Annotated in this window: 14 protein-coding genes; 7 read left to right on the top strand and 7 right to left on the bottom strand. The window is 69.3% G+C overall.

Annotated features, from left to right (window positions below):
* Nucleotides 1–71 precede the first annotated feature (71 nt).
* From guaB to BLQ77_RS22105, 3 genes are all read left to right on the top strand, one after another.
* Nucleotides 72–1,520, top strand: a complete 1,449-nt coding sequence (gene guaB, locus BLQ77_RS22115) for an IMP dehydrogenase (protein ID WP_089962921.1) — start codon at nt 72–74, stop codon at nt 1,518–1,520.
* Nucleotides 1,517–2,671 (top strand): RsmB/NOP family class I SAM-dependent RNA methyltransferase, encoded by a 1,155-nt coding sequence (locus BLQ77_RS22110; RefSeq protein WP_089962919.1) that lies wholly within the window; start codon nt 1,517–1,519, stop codon nt 2,669–2,671. Before guaB ends, BLQ77_RS22110 begins: the two co-directional genes overlap by 4 nt.
* A gap of 193 nt (nt 2,672–2,864) precedes the next feature.
* Nucleotides 2,865–5,132, top strand: a complete 2,268-nt coding sequence (locus BLQ77_RS22105) for a hybrid sensor histidine kinase/response regulator (RefSeq protein ID WP_089962918.1) — start codon at nt 2,865–2,867, stop codon at nt 5,130–5,132.
* A gap of 15 nt (nt 5,133–5,147) precedes the next feature.
* Here the strand turns inward: BLQ77_RS22105 and BLQ77_RS22100 are convergent, their stop codons facing one another.
* A complete protein-coding gene (locus BLQ77_RS22100; protein WP_089962988.1) occupies nt 5,148–5,744 on the bottom strand; it encodes a gamma-glutamyl kinase in 597 nt (198 codons plus the stop codon).
* Between the two features lie 181 nt (nt 5,745–5,925).
* On the opposite strand from BLQ77_RS22100, the gene recA reads away from it, so the two are divergent.
* The 4 genes from recA (at nt 5,926) to BLQ77_RS22080 (ending at nt 10,842) form a co-directional block, all read left to right on the top strand.
* Nucleotides 5,926–7,005, top strand: a complete 1,080-nt coding sequence (recA, locus tag BLQ77_RS22095; RefSeq protein ID WP_008885539.1) for a recombinase RecA — start codon at nt 5,926–5,928, stop codon at nt 7,003–7,005.
* Between the two features lie 588 nt (nt 7,006–7,593).
* Entirely contained in the window at nt 7,594–10,263 is a 2,670-nt protein-coding gene (gene alaS / locus BLQ77_RS22090; RefSeq protein WP_089962916.1) for an alanine--tRNA ligase, read from the top strand.
* A 4-nt stretch (nt 10,264–10,267) separates the two neighbouring features.
* The gene (locus BLQ77_RS22085; RefSeq protein WP_008884733.1) at nt 10,268–10,552 is read left to right on the top strand and encodes a DUF1330 domain-containing protein; all 285 of its coding nucleotides are present in this window, start codon (nt 10,268–10,270) and stop codon (nt 10,550–10,552) included.
* A 2-nt stretch (nt 10,553–10,554) separates the two neighbouring features.
* Nucleotides 10,555–10,842: a DUF1330 domain-containing protein gene (locus BLQ77_RS22080; RefSeq protein WP_089962915.1), complete on the top strand. Its 288-nt coding sequence runs from the start codon at nt 10,555–10,557 to the stop codon at nt 10,840–10,842.
* A gap of 45 nt (nt 10,843–10,887) precedes the next feature.
* Here the strand turns inward: BLQ77_RS22080 and BLQ77_RS22075 are convergent, their stop codons facing one another.
* The 6 genes from BLQ77_RS22075 to BLQ77_RS22050 all read right to left on the bottom strand — a co-directional run bounded on the left by BLQ77_RS22075 (nt 10,888) and on the right by BLQ77_RS22050 (nt 17,336).
* A complete protein-coding gene (locus tag BLQ77_RS22075; RefSeq protein ID WP_131822048.1) occupies nt 10,888–11,616 on the bottom strand; it encodes a hypothetical protein in 729 nt (242 codons plus the stop codon).
* A gap of 117 nt (nt 11,617–11,733) precedes the next feature.
* The gene (locus BLQ77_RS22070) at nt 11,734–12,825 is read right to left on the bottom strand and encodes a c-type cytochrome (protein ID WP_089962912.1); all 1,092 of its coding nucleotides are present in this window, start codon (nt 12,823–12,825) and stop codon (nt 11,734–11,736) included.
* Nucleotides 12,822–13,391: a cytochrome c oxidase assembly protein gene (locus tag BLQ77_RS22065; RefSeq protein WP_242661818.1), complete on the bottom strand. Its 570-nt coding sequence runs from the start codon at nt 13,389–13,391 to the stop codon at nt 12,822–12,824. The genes BLQ77_RS22070 and BLQ77_RS22065 overlap by 4 nt, the downstream gene beginning before the upstream one ends.
* On the bottom strand, nt 13,388–13,750 hold the full coding sequence (locus BLQ77_RS22060; RefSeq protein WP_089962911.1) for a hypothetical protein: 363 nt from the start codon (nt 13,748–13,750) through the stop codon (nt 13,388–13,390). Before BLQ77_RS22060 ends, BLQ77_RS22065 begins: the two co-directional genes overlap by 4 nt.
* Nucleotides 13,750–16,260 (bottom strand): cytochrome c oxidase subunit I, encoded by a 2,511-nt coding sequence (gene ctaD / locus BLQ77_RS22055; protein ID WP_165617177.1) that lies wholly within the window; start codon nt 16,258–16,260, stop codon nt 13,750–13,752. Before ctaD ends, BLQ77_RS22060 begins: the two co-directional genes overlap by 1 nt.
* Before the next feature lie 95 nt (nt 16,261–16,355).
* Entirely contained in the window at nt 16,356–17,336 is a 981-nt protein-coding gene (locus tag BLQ77_RS22050) for a cytochrome c oxidase subunit II (protein WP_089962909.1), read from the bottom strand.
* Between the last annotated feature and the right edge of the window lie 97 nt (nt 17,337–17,433).

Below are 17,433 nucleotides of genomic sequence, written 5' to 3'. Positions count from 1 at the left end.
GGGGCTTTCCCCCGTCTGTCATCCATGCAATAGGGACGTGCCAACCGATCCCCTCCCAAGGAGCCGCCCCCATGGAGATTCGCGAGGCCCTCACCTTCGACGATGTTCTTCTCGTTCCCGCCGCGTCCTCGGTGCTTCCCAGCACCGCAGATACCCGCACGTGGGTGACCAAATCCATCGCTCTCAACATCCCGCTGCTGAGCTCGGCCATGGACACGGTGACCGAATCGCGCATGGCCATCACCATGGCGCAGGCCGGCGGCATCGGGGTGATCCACAAGAACCTCAGCGTCGAGGAGCAGGCCCGGCAGGTCCGCCGTGTGAAGCGCTTCGAAAGCGGTATCGTCTACAACCCGGTGACGCTGACCCCGGACCAGACGCTGGCGGATGCCAAGGCGCTGACCGAGCGCTATGGCTTCACCGGCTTCCCGGTGGTCGACGAGAACCACCACGTGGTGGGCATCGTCACCAACCGCGACATGCGCTTCGCCCAGAAGGACGAGACGCCGGTGCGGGTGATGATGACCTCGGAGAACCTCGCCATCCTGCGCGAGCCCGCCGACCGTGACGAGGCGATCAGCCTGATGAAGGCGCGCCGCATCGAGAAGCTGCTCGTCACCGACGCCAGCGGCAAGCTCACCGGCCTGCTGACCCTCAAGGACACCGAGCAGGCGGTGCTCAACCCCACCGCCTGCAAGGACGATCTCGGGCGCCTGCGCGTGGCCGCGGCCACCGGTGTCGGCGAGGCCGGGGCCGAGCGCAGCGCCGCACTGGTGGACGCGGGTGTGGACATCCTCGTGATCGACACCGCCCACGGCCATTCCCGCGGCGTGCTCGAGGCGGTGAGCCGGGCCAAGCGCATGTCGAACGAGGTGCAGGTGATCGCGGGCAACGTCGCGACCGGTGACGCCACCCGGGCGCTGGTCGACGCGGGCGCGGATGCGGTCAAGGTCGGCATCGGGCCGGGCTCGATCTGCACCACCCGCATGGTCGCGGGCGTCGGCGTGCCGCAGCTCACCGCGGTGATGGAATGCGCCAGGGCGGCCGGTGACGTGCCGGTGATCGCCGACGGCGGCATCAAGTTCTCGGGCGATTTCGCCAAGGCCATCGCTGCCGGCGCCTCCTGCGCCATGGTAGGCTCGATGATCGCCGGCACCGACGAGAGCCCGGGCGAGGTCATCCTTTACCAGGGCCGCACGTTCAAGGCCTACCGCGGGATGGGATCGCTTGGCGCCATGGCGCGCGGCTCGGCCGACCGCTACTTCCAGAAGGATGCGGCCTCGGACAAGCTGGTGCCCGAGGGCATCGAGGGGCAGGTCCCCTACAAGGGCTCGGCGGGCGCGGTGATCCACCAGCTCGTCGGCGGCCTGCGCGCGGCCATGGGCTACACCGGCAACGCCACCGTGGAAGAGATGCGCCGCAACTGCACCTTCGTGAAGATCACCAACGCGGGTCTTCAGGAAAGCCACGTGCACGACGTGCAGATCACCCGCGAGTCGCCGAACTACCGCATCGGATGACCCCCGCCGCGCGGATCCAGGCCGCCGCAGAGATCCTCGACCGGATCGCCTCGGGAACCCCGGCCGAGCAGGCGCTGCTCGGTTGGTCCCGTGCCTCGCGTTTCGCGGGCTCGAAGGACCGTGCCGCCGTGCGCGACCACGTCTTCGACGTGCTGCGCCGCTGGCGGTCCACCGCCGCGGCCGGCGGCGGCGATTGGGGGCGCGCGCGGATGCTGGGGCTGCTCCGGCAGGACGGCATCGATCCCGACACCCTGTTCACCGGCGAGGGCCACGCGCCGTCGCCGCTGAGCGAGGACGAACGGGCCGCCGGGCGCGTGCCCGGGGGCGCCGAGGCGCTCGACATACCCGACTGGCTCTGGCCCGGGTTCTCGGCGAGTCTCGGGGCCGAGGCTGTGCCCGCCGCTGAGGCGCTGCGGCACCGCGCGCCGGTGTTCCTGCGGGTGAACACCCTGCGCAACACTCTGGACGAGGCGCAGGCCGCGCTGGCGACCGAGGGCATCGAGACGCGGCCGCATCCGCTGGCGGGCACGGCGCTCGAGGTGATCGCCGGGGCGCGTGGCATCGCGCGCTCTGCCGCCTTCACCGAGGGGCTGGTCGAATTGCAGGACGCCGCCAGCCAGGCGGTGGTGGCGCAGCTGCCCCTGGGGCCCGGGCAGCGGGTTCTCGACTATTGCGCCGGGGGGGGCGGCAAGGCGCTGGCCATGGCCGCGCGCCTCCGCGGGGCTGTCGAGGCGCATGATGCCGATCCGGGCCGCATGTCCGATCTTCCCGCCCGCGCCGCCCGCGCCGGGGCCGAGATCGTCCGGACCGCGAAGCCGTCGGGGCGCTATGACCTCGTGCTCTGCGACGTGCCCTGTTCCGGCAGCGGCTCTTGGCGGCGCGCGCCCGAGGGCAAGTGGCGGCTGACGGAAGAGGGGCTGACGCGGCTGCTCTCGGTCCAGGCCGGGATCCTCGACACGGTGGCGCCGCTCGTGGCGGACGGCGGCACGCTCGCCTATGCCACCTGCTCGATGCTCGCGCCCGAGAACGCGGCACAGATTGAGGGTTTCCTCGGCCGCCATGCCGGCTGGCAGGTGGTGACGCATCGCCAGTTCTTGCCGCGCGACGGGGGCGACGGCTTCTTCATGGCCTGCCTGACGCGGACGGCCTGACGCGGACGGCGTGACACGGCCCGCCTGATATCGGCGGGCCGAAACGTCGCGTCTGACGCCAGGGTTTTTACCTTTCACCGGCATTTCGGGACTTGGTTTACTTTTGGTTAATGCCTCTCATGTCACATGAGGGAGAGGCATTGGGTCGAAAGGGGGGCAGGTGTCGGACATGGCTGCAGACGGGCGTCGCAGAATGCCCCTCGGCAATGGGACGTTGCGCAGCGCGGCGGTGCTGCTGGCGCTGGGTGTCGGCTGCGCGGGGGCGGGGCTGCTCCTTGCCGCCGATCCGTTGCGCATCGCGCTGGTCGCTGCCGCCGTCGCCTTTGTCACCATGGCGGCGCTGCTGGGCGCGGGCGGGGTCTGGCGCAAGCGCCGGGTCGCACGCGACCTCGATACGCTCATTCGTTTTTCCGATGGCGAGCCGGTGCCGGTCATGGCGACCGACGCCGCGCTCAACCTGACCTTCGCCAACCCCGCCGCACGCGAACGTTTCGGCGCGTTCGACGGCGGCGGGCTGGTCGAGTGCCTCAATGGCAGCATCGACGGCGCGGCCGGGGTGCTGCACCGGCTGCTGGCGCGGGCCCGCGACACCGGCGCCGCGCAGGAGGACGTGAGCTCTCCGGCCGGCCGGTACCGGCTGACGCTGCGGGTCTTCGGCGACGGCGACTGCCTCTGGCGCATCGACGCGGGCACGCTGCCGGATGCGGCGGGCGACGATCGCGATGAGCCGCCGGTGCTGACGCTTGGGCGCAGCGGCGCGGTGCTCTACATGAACCGCCGCGCCCGCGCCTTGCTCGGCCGCCGCATCAAGCGGCTCGAGGATGTGCTCGAGGACGGGCCGCTGCGGCCCGGCGCGGTGAACCGCTTCCTCACGCCCGAAGGCCCGCGCGAGTTCACCGTGCGCTGCGTCGACACCGGCGTGGGCCGGCGCGAGGTGGTGCTGACCCCGGTGCATGAGGACGAGGCGCAGACCGCCACGGCCGAGGGCTTCGACGACCTGCCGGTGCCGCTCATACGGCTCAGCGCCGACGGCAGCGTGCTGCGCGCCAACGCGGTGGCCTGCAAGCTGCTCGACGTCGACCGCGCCGAGGGCCGCAACATGGTCGAGTTCATGGAGGGGCTCGGCCGCTCCATCCCCGGGTGGCTGACCGAGGCCGCGGCCGGGCGCGGGCTGCACCGCTCCGAATTTCTGCGCCTGACCCGGCAGGACCGCGAGGTCTTCGTGCAGGTGACGCTGAACCGGGTGCGCAGTTCCGGCCGGCCCGAGCTCATCGCGGTGCTGAACGATGCGACCGAGCTCAAGACGCTCGAGGCGCAGTTCGTGCAGAGCCAGAAGATGCAGGCGATCGGCCAGCTCGCCGGCGGCGTGGCGCATGATTTCAACAACCTGCTGACCGCGATTTCGGGGCATTGCGACCTGCTTCTGCTGCGCCACGACCAGGGCGATCCGGATTACGCCGACCTTGTGCAGATTAACCAGAACGCCAACCGCGCCGCCGCGCTGGTGGGCCAGCTGCTGGCGTTCTCGCGCAAGCAGACCCTGCGGCCCGAGGTGCTCGACCTGCGCGACACGCTGTCGGATCTTACCCACCTCCTGAACCGGCTGGTGGGCGAGAAGGTGCAGCTCTCGCTCTCGCACGACCCGGTGCTGCCGACCATCCGCGGCGACCGGCGGCAGCTCGAGCAGGTGATGATGAACCTCGTGGTGAACGCCCGCGACGCCATGCCCGACGGCGGCGAGATCGTCATCGAGACCGAACGGCGGGTGGTCATGGAGCCGATGATGCGCGACCGGGCCGTGGTCGAGCCCGGCGACTACGCCTCGGTCAAGGTCATCGACCAGGGAGTCGGTATCCCGCAGGACAAGCTGCAGAAGGTGTTCGAGCCGTTCTACACCACCAAGCGCACGGGCGAGGGCACCGGGCTCGGGCTCTCGACCGTCTACGGCATCGTCAAGCAGACCGGCGGCTTCATCTTCGTCGACAGCACCGCGGGGAAGGGCAGTTGCTTCACCTTGCTGTTCCCCGCGCTCGAGATCCAGCCCGGCACCGAGCCGCCGGTGCGGGTGGCGCAGAAACGGACCATGCCCAAGACCGGCACCGGCGTCGTGCTGCTGGTCGAGGACGAGGCGCCGGTGCGCGCCTTCGCCGCCCGTGCTCTGCGCCTGCGCGGCTACACGGTGCTCGAGGCCTGCAACGCCGAGGAGGCGCTCGAGATGCTCGAGGACGAGAGCCTCAAGGTCGACGTCTTCGTCACCGACGTGGTGATGCCGGGCATGAATGGTCCGAGCTGGGTGCGCGAGGCGCTGAAGGCGCGGCCGGGGACACGGGTGGTCTTCGTCTCGGGCTACGCCGAGGACGTCTTCTCGGAAGGCGGCGATCCGGTGCCGAACTCGGTGTTCCTGCCGAAACCGTTCTCGCTCAACGAGCTCACCGAAACGGTGCACCAGCAGCTCGCCTGAGAGGGGCGGGTGGGGTCAGTCTGCCCGGGCACTTTCCCACAGGGCGAAATCCGCCGCGCATTTTCGGCGCAGCACCTCTTCGACCTTGGGCGAGAGCCGAAGCTCCGCCCGGGGCGAGACATTGCTGCGCGGCAAGTCGAGCGTGAGCCCAAGCCGGTCTTCAAGGAAGCCCGCGATTCCCGCCTGGTTCTCGTAGCGGAAGAGATGCGACACGGCGGTGCCGTTGGGGCGGGCCTCGATGAACTTGGACTGGCTGCCGACATTGGCGAAGGGCGGGCGTTCGCCCCTGGTGTAGGCGGTGACGAACTCGTCGAAGCTGATCCCGCTGGTCGAGACCGGCCGGCCGTCGAGGAAGGGCCGCTGGCGATAGCGATACCACGAGCCCAGCCAGGACACCGGCTCGCGCACCACGGCCATAAGCTCCATCTGGCCGCCGACCTTCTCGAACATCGGGCGGAAGAAGCGGTTGTAGCGGTATACCGGCGCGTGCTTGAGCTCGGGCGGGTCCATCACCGCCAACGAGGCATGCGGCGCCAGCGCCGTCTCGTAGGCGGAACTTCCGGTCTTGGGGACCGCGAGCAGCACCAGACGCGCCTTCCAGAACACCAGCATCGACAAATACCTCGCGCCACCTCAGAGCCGTAAACCACTCTTTAACCCTGTCCGGAAAGAGTGGTCCAACAAAATTCATCTTGTAATGTTCTTCTTTTGGTCTCATACGTCTTGAGAACAAGAGGTGAACGAAAGCAGCGATTGCCGCCCTTTCCGGGGTGTGAAATAAGGATCGAAACGCATGGCAACGGCAGATCTTCTGACTATGGACAGCAAGAAAAACGCAGACCGCCAGAAGGCGCTCGATTCCGCGCTGGCGCAGATCGAGCGTCAGTTCGGCAAGGGCTCGATCATGAAACTTGGTGGCGACAACGCCATGAAGGACATCGAGGCCACCTCGACCGGCTCGCTCGGGCTCGACATCGCGCTCGGCATCGGCGGCCTGCCCAAGGGCCGGATCATCGAGATCTACGGTCCCGAGAGCTCGGGCAAGACGACGCTGACCCTGCACGTGGTCGCGGAAGAGCAGAAGAAGGGCGGCGTCTGCGCCTTCGTCGACGCGGAACACGCGCTCGACCCGCAATACGCCAAGAAGCTGGGCGTCGATCTCGACGAGCTGCTGATCTCGCAGCCCGACACCGGCGAGCAGGCGCTCGAGATTACCGACACGCTGGTGCGCTCGGGCGCGGTCAGCCTCGTGGTGGTCGACTCGGTGGCGGCGCTGACGCCGAAGTCCGAGCTCGAGGGCGACATGGGCGACAGCTCGGTCGGCGTGCATGCGCGCCTGATGAGCCAGGCGATGCGCAAGCTCACCGGCTCGATCAGCCGCTCGAACTGCATGGTGATCTTCATCAACCAGATCCGCATGAAGATCGGCGTGATGTTCGGCTCGCCCGAGACCACGACCGGTGGCAACGCCCTGAAGTTCTACAGCTCCGTGCGCCTCGACATCCGCCGCATCGGCTCGATCAAGGACCGCGACGAGGTGGTGGGCAACCAGACCCGCGTGAAGGTGGTGAAGAACAAGGTGGCCCCGCCCTTCAAGCAGGTCGAGTTCGACATCATGTACGGCGAGGGCATCTCGAAGACCGGCGAGCTGCTGGATCTTGGCGTCAAGGCCGGCGTCGTCGACAAGTCGGGGGCCTGGTACTCCTACGGCGACGAGCGCATCGGGCAGGGCCGCGAGAATGCCAAGACCTTCCTGCGCGAGAACCCGCGGCAGGCGATGGAGATCGAGGACAAGATCCGCGCCGCCCACGGGCTCGACTTCCACATGTCCGAGGACGGTCGCGACGACGACGGCGACGTGATGGAGAGCTGAGGCTCTGTTTTCCGGAACGGCAGGTTTGGCGGGGCGCTCGGTGGAGCGCCCCGTTTTCGTTTCGGGGGGGGGGCGGGGGGATGGACATGGTCTCGGAGCTCCGGCTTGTCGGAGCTCCGGTTCGGCTGGCGAAGGGGAAGGGGGGCGAACCCGCCCTGACCTGTGCGCGCTTCGAGAGTGTGTCGCGCGTGAACCGGTCGGTCCGGACGTCCGGGGCTGCGTGCGCGGCGAGGGGAGGAGGGGGCGCTGCCCCCGTCTCCTGCGGAGACTCCCCCGGAGTTTATCCGGCAAGATGAAGGGGCCGGGTTGTGCGGGAGCGGAGGCGGTTTTCGCTGGAGGGGTCGTTTGAAGGGGGGCGGCGCAGACGGTTGCATGGCCGGGGGCCGGGGGAGGAGGGCTTTGTGGCGGATGGGGGGCTTGCCTGGTGGAGGCGGGGTGGCGTTTTGCCTGGCGCAAGGTGGGGAGGGGCTTGCCCTGCGCCGGCGGGGTCTTGAGAGGGCGGGGTTTTCTTCTGCCGCTTATGGACAGGGGGCGGACGTGGCGATACACCTGCGCGAACCGCTGAGACCCAGCCAGACAAGGACGATCATGCAGAGCCTGAACGATATCCGCTCAACCTTTCTGGGCTATTTCGAGAAGCAGGGGCACGAGGTCGTGCCCTCGAGCCCGCTCGTGCCGCGCAACGATCCCACGCTCATGTTCGCCAACTCGGGCATGGTGCAGTTCAAGAACCTCTTCACCGGCGTCGAGACCCGCGATTACAAGCGTGCGACCACCGCGCAGAAATGCGTCCGGGCCGGCGGCAAGCACAATGACCTCGACAACGTCGGCTACACCGCGCGTCACCACACCTTCTTCGAGATGATGGGGAACTTCTCGTTCGGCGACTACTTCAAGTCCGAGGCCATTCCCTTTGCCTGGGAGCTGGTGACCCGCGAGCTCGACATCGATCCCAAGCGGCTGCTGGTGACGGTCTACCACACCGACGACGAGGCAGCAGAGATCTGGAAGAAGACCGGCGTCCCCGAGGACCGGATCATCCGCATCGCCACCAGCGACAACTTCTGGATGATGGGTCCGACCGGTCCCTGCGGGCCCTGCACCGAGATCTTCTTCGACCACGGTGACAAGTACTGGGGCGGCCCTCCGGGATCGCCGGAAGAGGATGGTGACCGCTTCGTCGAGATCTGGAACCTCGTCTTCATGCAGTACGAGCAGTTCGAGGACGGCAGCCGGCGCGAGCTGGCGGCGCAGTCGATCGACACCGGCATGGGCATCGAGCGCGTCGCCGCGCTGCTGCAGGGCACCAACGACAATTATTCCACCGACCTGATCCGCTCGCTGATCGAGGCCTCGGCGGACGTGACCTCGACCGATCCGGACGGGCCGGGCAAGACCCATCACCGGGTCATCGCCGACCACCTGCGATCCACCTCCTTCCTGATCGCCGACGGCGTCATGCCGTCGAACGACGGGCGCGGCTACGTGCTGCGGCGGATCATGCGTCGCGCCATGCGCCACGCGCACATGCTGGGCGCGAAGGATCCGGTCATGTACCGGCTGGTGCCGGCGCTGGTGCGCCAGATGGGCGCCGCCTACCCGGAGCTGGTGCGGGCGCAGCCGCTCATCGAGGAGACGCTGAAGCTCGAGGAGACGCGTTTCAAGCAGACCCTCGACCGCGGTCTCAAGCTGCTCGACGAGGAGCTGGTGTCGCTGCCCGCGGGTGCATCGCTGCCTGGTGCCACCGCCTTCAAGCTCTACGACACCTACGGCTTCCCGCTCGACCTGACGCAGGACGCCCTGCGCGAGCGCGAGCGCACCGTGGACACCGACGGGTTCGATGCCGCCATGTCCGAGCAGAAGGCCAAGGCGCGCGCCGCGTGGTCGGGCACGGGCGAGGCTGCGGATCTCGCCATCTGGTTCGAGATCGCGGACCAGCACGGCGCCACCGATTTCCTCGGCTACGACACCGAGACCGCCGAGGGCCAGATGCTGACGCTCGTGAAGGACGGTGTCGAGGTCGAGGCGCTCGAGGCGGGCGAGACCGGCTGGGTGGTGCTGAACCAGACGCCCTTCTACGGCGAGAGCGGCGGCCAGGTCGGGGACACCGGGTTCCTGCGTCGGCTCGAGGACGAGCATGACATGGCCGAGGTCACGGACACCCAGAAGATGGGCGGCGGCAAGATCACCGCGCATCAGGTCACCGTCCGGCAGGGCCGGTTCGTCAAGGGCGATGCGGTGGCGCTCGAGGTCGATCACAAGCGGCGTGGCATGATCCGTGCCAACCACTCGGCCACGCACCTGTTGCACGAGGCGCTGCGCCGCGCGCTCGGGCCGCATGTCGCGCAGCGCGGGTCGCTGAACGCGCCGGACCGACTGCGCTTCGACTTCAGCCACGCCAAGGCGCTGACCGCGGAGGAGATCGCGCAGGTCGAGACCGAGGTGAACGCCTTCATCCGTCAGAACGCGCCGGTGACGACGCGGATCATGACGCCGGACGACGCGCGGGCCATCGGTGCGCAGGCGCTCTTCGGTGAGAAATACGGCGACGAGGTGCGCGTCGTGTCCATGGGCGAGCTCGCGGGCTCGGGCAAGGGCGCCGACGGCAAGACCTATTCGCTCGAGCTCTGCGGCGGCACCCACGTGCGCCAGACCGGCGACATCGGCACCTTCGCGCTGACCTCGGAAAGCGCCTCCGCCGCCGGCGTGCGCCGGATCGAGGCGCTGACCGGCGAGGCCGCGATGGCCGAGCTGCGTGGCCGTGACCATGCGTTGTCGCGGATCGAGGGCCTGCTCAAGGCGCACGGTCCCGATGCGGTGGCGCGGGTGGCGGCCCTGCTCGACGAGCGGCGCCGGCTCGACAACGAGGTGGCGCAGCTGCGCCGCGATCTCGCCATGGCGGGTGGCCCCGGCGAGGGCCCCGAGCTGCGCGACGTCGGTGGCGTGCCCTTCGTGGCACAGGTGCTGTCAGGTGTGCAGGGCAAGGACCTGCCGCCGCTCATCGACGAGCACAAGGCGCGGCTGGGCTCGGGCGCGGTACTGCTGATCGCCGACACCGGCGGCAAGGTCGCCGTGGCGGCGGGCGTGACCGAGGACCTGACGGGCAATGTCTCGGCAGTGGATCTCGTGAAGGCCGCGGTCGAGGCGCTTGGCGGCAAGGGCGGCGGTGGCCGTCCGGACCTCGCGCAGGGCGGGGCCAAGGATGCCTCGGCGGCGGATGCCGCGATCAGGGCCGCGGAAGCGGTTCTGGCGGGGTGATCGCATGACCGCTTATGTTGTCGCCCGCATCGACGTGACCGACCCCGAGCAATACGCGGTCTACGCGGGCCAGACCGTCGCGCTCGCCGAGAAGTACGGCGGCCGCTTCCTCGTGAAGGGCGGCCCGCAGGTGGTGATCGAGGGGGATGCGCCGTCGCGGCACGTGATCGTCGAGTTCTCCAGCCGGACGGCGGCGGAACGCTGGTTCGAGTCGCCGGAATACCAACGCATCCTGCCGATCGCCAAAGCCGCGTCGCGCCGGGATGTCGTCATCATCGAGGGAGTCTGACCATGCCCGCACTTTGGATCGCGCACGTGACCGTCACCGACGAGGAGGCCTACGGCAAGTATGCCAAGCTCGCCGGCCCCGCCATTGCCAAACATGGCGGTCGGTTCCTCGCGCGGGCGGGGCGCTACGTTCAGCTCGAGGGCAAGGAGCGTCCGCGCAACGTGGTCGCGATGTTCGACAGCGTCGAGGCCGCCGAGGCCTGCTATCACTCACCCGAGTACCAGGAGGCGCTGAGCCATGCGCGCGATGCCTCCGAGCGCGAACTGCTGATCGTCGAGACCACCGAGTAAGGCGGTTTCGCCCGGCGCCTTCGGGCCCGGTTCGGGTCTCCGGGTTCAGGTCTGTCTGTCCGGGCCCGAGGATCCGACCTGCACCGTCCGCGCCGCGCTGCGGCCGAAGGGCACGCCCCGCGCCACGCAGGCGCGGATGATCTGCCGGGTGCCGTTGTCGAAGGCGGCGCCGGGGATGATGACGGAGGCTCCGTCCCGCAACTGAAGGGCCAGCCCGCGGCTCTCCTGAGACAGGCGCGGCGGCCCCTGCGGGGGCGGTTCCCTTAGCGTTTCCAGCCATCTCACGATCGGAAGCAGCAGCCGGAGCACATCCCGCTCCCACGGCTCGATCGAGACGATCTCGCGGTAGGGCAGGAAGGTCTCGCGCAGCCCGTCGTCGAGCAGAAGCCCGTCGGTGTCGATGCTGAGGGTGAAGACGCTGCGCTTCCAGCCGGTGACCAGCAGCGCGCCGGCAAGTGCGCCCAGCGGCCAGAACAGGATCGCCGAACCGTGCGGGGCGCGTCCGGTTTCGGTCAGCAGCAGCGGCGCCCCGAAGAGCAGCGGCACCAGCACGAGGGCGATCACGTCGGCTACCATGACCGTCGGGAACCACTGGTAGCGCTGCGCGCCGGGCGGGGCCTCGGGGCGGGGCCAGCGCAGGTAGATGACGGCGGCGCCCACGACAAGCAGCAGAGACACCGCCATGGAGACCGTTCCGAGGGTGATCACGAAGGCTGTTCCCGCGAAAAGGGTGGTCAGCCGCTGGAGCGCCATCTGTCGGCCGCGTCTGGTCATGGCTGAAGTCCTTTGGACGATGAACGCGTTAAATCGTTATCATCGCCGGCAGGACGTCGCCCTTGAGATGGATCAAATGCGGTGGATCCGCGCAGGCCGGTGGGCGGAGCGCCGCCGTCAGTCGCTTGTGTCGTCGAGCTCGGCGGGGGCGAGCCCAGCATAGTAGCTGGCCAGCGCTGCGATCTCGTCGTCGTCGAGCGCGCGAGCCGCGTGGTGCATCAGCTCGGAAACCTCTGTTCCGCCCCGGTTTCCGTCGCGCCACAGCCGGAGCTGCTGCTCGAGGTAGGGGGCGTATTGCCCGGAAAGCGACGGGAAGGCCGGGTTCAGCGGCTCGGACCACGGCCCGTGGCAGGCGCGGCAGGCGGGCACCTCGGTGTCGCCACCGGCAGCGGCGAGCGCGCGGCCGCGTTGGGCCAGGTCATCGGACGGGGCCTGCTCACCCGACGGCGCGGACTCGGCCAGCCCCGCCGCGAGTCGGTCGATGGCCTCGGCAGGGACCTGCGACATCGCCTCGGCCATGATGCCGCTGTCCCGCCGCCCCTCGCGGTAGGCGTGCAGCGTGTCGCGGATGTAGGTCTCGGACAGGATGTCGAGCCGGGGAATGTTGGGGTTGCCCGAGACGCCCTCGGCGCCGTGGCACATGGCGCAATAGCGCCCGTCGGGCTTCTCGGTGAGCCGGGCGTAGTCGTCGCCGCTCATCTCTCCGACGCGGGTGAGGAAGGCCACCACCGGCCAGACGTCGTCGTCGCGGGTCGCGGGCCAGTGCGGCATGCCGCTCATCTTCACGCCTTCCTTGACGATCCAGTGGAATTCGTCGGGCTCCCAGTGCTGCACGGCCTCGGTGATGTGCGGCGGCTCGGGGTTCATCGACCGCACCGTGGCGCTGCGCTCGGCGCCCGGGGCGGCGTGGCAATGGCGGCAGGCGCTGTCGTAGTGCCGGGCCCCCAGCGCGACCATCCCGGCGTCGTCGAGGGTCTCGGGCGGCTCGGCATGGGCCCGAAACGCCACCGAGTTGCGGAAGGTGGTGTGCAGCACCCACGACACGCCCGGCAGGTGGCCTGCGCGGGCCGAGACGTTGAAGAGCCCGAACGCCACCACCGCGCCGCCGCCGAGCCCGCCCAGCAGCGCGAGCACACCCAGCGTCCGGCCCACCGTGGGCCAGTGGATCTCGTCGGGCCGAAGCTTGCGGATCAGGTCTTTGAGGCTCATGCGGGCTGCTCCCTCAGGGTTCTGGCGGTGAGGATGAGCCCGCCGACAAGGTAGATCGGGGTGCCGATCACGAGCATCAGGATGCCGCCCGCCTGCTGGCCCGCGACCGGATCAGGGCCGCAGATCTCGGGCGGGTAGAGCGGCTCGGGCGCGAAGATCAGCAGCGCGCCGAGGAAGGTCATGTGCATCGACGTGAGCAGCAGTCCTCCGGCCCCGGCGAGCGGATGCGTGGGCGGCAGGGCGCTCGACCAGACGGCGATGCCCGCCAGCAGGAAGGCGGCCTGTTCCAGCGCGAAGGCGCCGGGCATGAGCTGGGCGGGCACGTGCAGCGCCGGCAGGTGGAAGGCCCAGACCACGAGGAATTCCAGTGCCGCGGCCAGCGTCACCGGCGGCGCGAAGCGTCCCAGCACCGGCAGGCCGAGCGCCAGCAGCGGCGCCACCACCGCCACCAGCAGCATGTGGCGCAGCATGTGGCCGGGGAAGGGATCGAGGATGCGGTCCCATTCCGGCCCCCAGGCCAGCGCCAGCACCGCGAGCGCGGCGAGAAGCCACCGCCCGCGGATCACAGGCAGCTCCGGATGAAGACGGCGGGCAGGGCGTTGAAGCCGACGCCGATGGCCGAGACAATGGCCAGCAGCCAGCCCGCGTGGCCGAGGAACTCGCGCCGGTGTTCGGTGGTGGGCTGGTCGTGCACGTAGTCGAAATCGTCGAGGTAGTCCCACTGCCTCCACGCCTTCCAGCCAAGCACGACGATCGCCATCAGCGCCACCGCGGTCGCGATGAGGACGCCCGTGCGCGCCGCGTCCGGCCCGCCTGCACGGGCGCATTGCACAGCGGTCCAGCCGTAGACGACGCAGAAATGCACCGCCCAGACCGTGGGCGCGAGGATCATGTGCCAGAGGCTGGAATGTCGGTGTCCGAGCATCAGAGCATCCTCGGCAAAAGGGCGATGACGGCGATTCCGACGAGACCCATGACCAGCTTGAAGTGCCAGAACAGCGCGGTGTTCCACAGGTCGGCGTCGTAGCGCGGTGTGAGCTTGCCGAAGACCGACCCCGCGAGGCAGTAGCCCTGCATGATCACGCCGAGCAGCGTGTGGGCGCAGAACCAGACCACCAGCGCCCACATCATCGCCGGGTAGACGTGGCTCACCGGGTCCATGTCGGGCAGCCAGACCGCGCCCACCAGCGACGTGGCCGAGGCCAGCGCCAGCACCGGGGCTGCGGCAAGCAGGATCCGGGTGCGGGCCACGTTGCCGCGACGGTTCTGGCTGCGCGCGATGCGGGTCGCTCCCCAGCTTGCGGCGATGAGCGCGGCGGCGAGCGCGGCCAGCGCGAGATTGGCGTGGTCCGCGCCCTCGGGCGGGAAGTCGGGCCGGGCGGTCCAGTAGAAGAACACGCCGAAGACGAGGCTCGCGAAGGCGGTGCTGTCGCCCAGCATGGTGATGAACACGGCCCACCAGCCCGGCGCCTTCGCGCCCGAGACATAGGTGGGCAGGCGCAGGCCGAGCCCTGCGTCCTTCATCGGCGCCTCGGGAATCTGCGCGGTTGAGGTCCAGAGCCAGTAGAGCACCGTGGCGATGGCCAGCACGCCGCAGACGATGGCGGGCGGGTACCAGTGGAAGGTCGGGAAGATGAACGCGCCCCCGGTGAAGACCGCGGCGACGATGGTGCACCACGCAGGGCCGGTGACCCGCGCCACGTGCTGCGGCACCGCGTCCACGGCCGAGGTCACGATGGTCTCGCGTTTGCCCTCGGGCGCGTCGGGGATGTAGAAGCGGCCCGCGTCCATGCGCCCGACCAGCTCGGGCTCGTCCCAGAGCGGGTAGCGCGAGGTGATGTAGGGCACCGACCGCGCGCCCCAGCCGGGATCGGGGACGTCATGCGCCCATTCCAGCGTGCCGCCGCCCCACGGGTTGCGCTCGGTCAGCGGCTGGCGCGATTTCGGGCGCAGCAGGTCCCAGGCGAAGACCAGCACACCGGCGGCGGTGACGAAGGCGCCGATGGTCGAGACCATGTTGAGCGCGTTCCAGCCCAGCTCCTCGGGGTAGGTGAAGACCCGGCGCGGCATGCCCTGCAGGCCGGTGACGTGCATCGGCAGGAAGCAGAGGTTGAAGCCGGTGAACATCAGCCAGAAGGCCCAGCGGCCGAGCCGGTCGGACATCTTCTTCTTGGTGATGAACGGGTAGAAGTAATAGACCCCGCCGATGATCGGGAAGATCATTCCGCCAAAGAGCGTGTAATGCAGGTGCGCCACGATGAAGTAGGTGTCGTGAACCTGCCAGTCGAAGGGCGCGACGGCCACCATGATGCCGGTGAGCCCGCCCGCGGTGAAGATCGCCAGCGCCCCCGCGATCCAGAGCATCGGCAGGATCATCTTCACCCGGCCCACCATCAGCGTGGCGACGAAGGCGAAGAGCTGCACCCCCGTGGGGATCACCACCGCCTCGGACGCGGCCGAGAAGAAGCCCAGCGACAGCGACGGCAGCCCGGTGGTGAACATGTGGTGCACCCAGAGCCCGAAGCTCAGGAAGCCGGTGCCCACGGCCGAGAGCACGATCCACGAGTAGCCGGTGATCGGGCGGCGCGCGGCGGTGGGGACCACCATGGCGGCGATGGCGATGGAGGGCAGGAAGATGATGTAGACCTCGGGGTGGCCGAAGATCCAGAACAGGTGCTGCCACAGCATCGGGTCGCCGCCGCGCTCGGGGTCGAAGAACGGCCAGTCGAAGCTGCGCTGCATCTCGAAGAGGAAGTCGCCCGCGATCAGCGGCGGGAAGGCGAACAGGATCATGCCGCCCACCACGAGCACGTACCACGCGTAGAGCGGCATCAGGTTGATGCGCATCCCCGGCGGGCGGCACTTGATGACGCCCACGATGAGCTCGACCGCGGCGGCGATGGAGGCGACCTCGATGAAGCTGAGGCCCAGCAGCCAGATGTCCGAGCCCGGTCCCTCGGCCTCGGTGGCGAGCGGCGGGTACATGAACCAGCCCGAATTCGGCGCCACGTCGAAAAGCACCGAGCCCAGCACGAAGATGCCGCCGATCAGGAAGGACCAGTAGCCGTAGGCCGAGAGCCGGGGGAAGGGCATGTCACGCGCGCCAAGGAAGGCGGGCAGCAGCAGAATCGAAATCGCCTCGAACATCGGCACGGCGAAGAGGAACATCATCGCCGAGCCGTGCATGGTGAAGAACTGGTTGAAGCGGTCGGCGGAGATGAAGTCGTTGTCGGGCACCGCCAGCTGCACCCGCATCAGCAGCGCCAGCACGCCCGCGGCCAGCATGAAGGCAAAGGCGGTGAGCGAGTACCACGCGCCCACCTCGGAATTGTTGACCGCCGACCAGTAGCGCCAGCCCTGCGGCTGCTGCCACACGGCGCGAAGCCGGTTCTCCTGCGCCCTGGCGATGGCGGGATCCACGGGTTCGTTCAGCATCTCCTCGGTCGGCGGGTAGATGCCCTGCGGCTGCGGATCGGCGGGCTCGGCGTTGCTGCGGGTGCCGCGCGGCGGGAAGGTGTCGGCGAAGTCGGTCACTCGAGACCCTCCAGATAGGTGGCGAGGGCGGAGAGCTCCGCGTCGCTCAGGTGGTCGTAGCCGGGCATCCGGGCGCCGGGTTTCAGCGCCTCGGGGTCGCGGATCCAGCGGATCAGGGCATCGCGCTCCATCGGCAGGATGCCGGCGGCAAGGGTGACGCGCCCGCCGAGGTGGGTGAGGTCGGGGCCGACGGTGCCGGCGGCCTCGGTGCCGCGCACCGCGTGGCAGCCGCCGCAGCCCTCGGCGTTGAAGACCGCGAGACCGCGCAGCGCCTCGGCGCTGGTGGGAATGGCGGCGGGGGCGGCCTCCTTCTCGAGCCAGGCGGCGAAATCCCCGGGTGTCATCACCACGCCCGCCAGTGCCATGAGGGCGTGGCTCTCGCCGCAGAATTCGGCGCACTGGCCGCGGTAGTCGCCGGGCACCGTGGGTTCGAGCGACATGCGGGTCTCGCGCCCGGGGATCATGTCGGTCTTGCCGCCAAGCGCGGGGATCCAGAAGGAATGGATCACTTCGCTCGCGTTCAGCTTCAGCTCGCTGCGTTGCCCGGTGGGCAGGCGCAATTCGTTGGCCGAGGCGATGGGCGTGTCGCTGCCCTCGGGCAGGTAGTCGACCCGCCACCACCACGACTCACCGGTGATGCGCACGGTGAGGTTCTCGCCCGGTTCGCGCTGCTTCGGCATCTCGGACAGCGCGAAGCTCAGCAGCGCGGCAAGCACGACGGTGGGGAAGACGATGCCGCCGCCGATGATCAGCGCCTCGGCGGCGCGGGGCGACAGCGCCTGCGGCCTGATGCGGGTCACGTAGAAGAAGAGGCCGTTCATCAACAGCCAGAGCACCACCGCGCCGCCCAGCATCCACCAGAAGAGCGTGGCGAGCACCTCGGCATCACGGCCGGCGGGGGCGAGGACGGATTGCTCTCCGCTGCAGGCCGAAAGCAGCAGCGCGGCGCAGAGAAGGCCGGGACGGGCGGCGCTCACGCGCGCGGTGCCGTCTGGGAGGCCCGCGACGGGGGGGCCTGTCGCGGGGTCTGCCGGTGACTCGTCCCGCAGGCGCGCGGCCCTTTGCGGATTGCTC

This window comes from Salipiger thiooxidans (genome assembly GCF_900102075.1).
GTDB classification, from domain to species: domain Bacteria; phylum Pseudomonadota; class Alphaproteobacteria; order Rhodobacterales; family Rhodobacteraceae; genus Salipiger; species Salipiger thiooxidans.
Note: the sequence above shows the minus strand (reverse complement) of the source record. Positions and strands in the feature narration are given on the sequence as shown.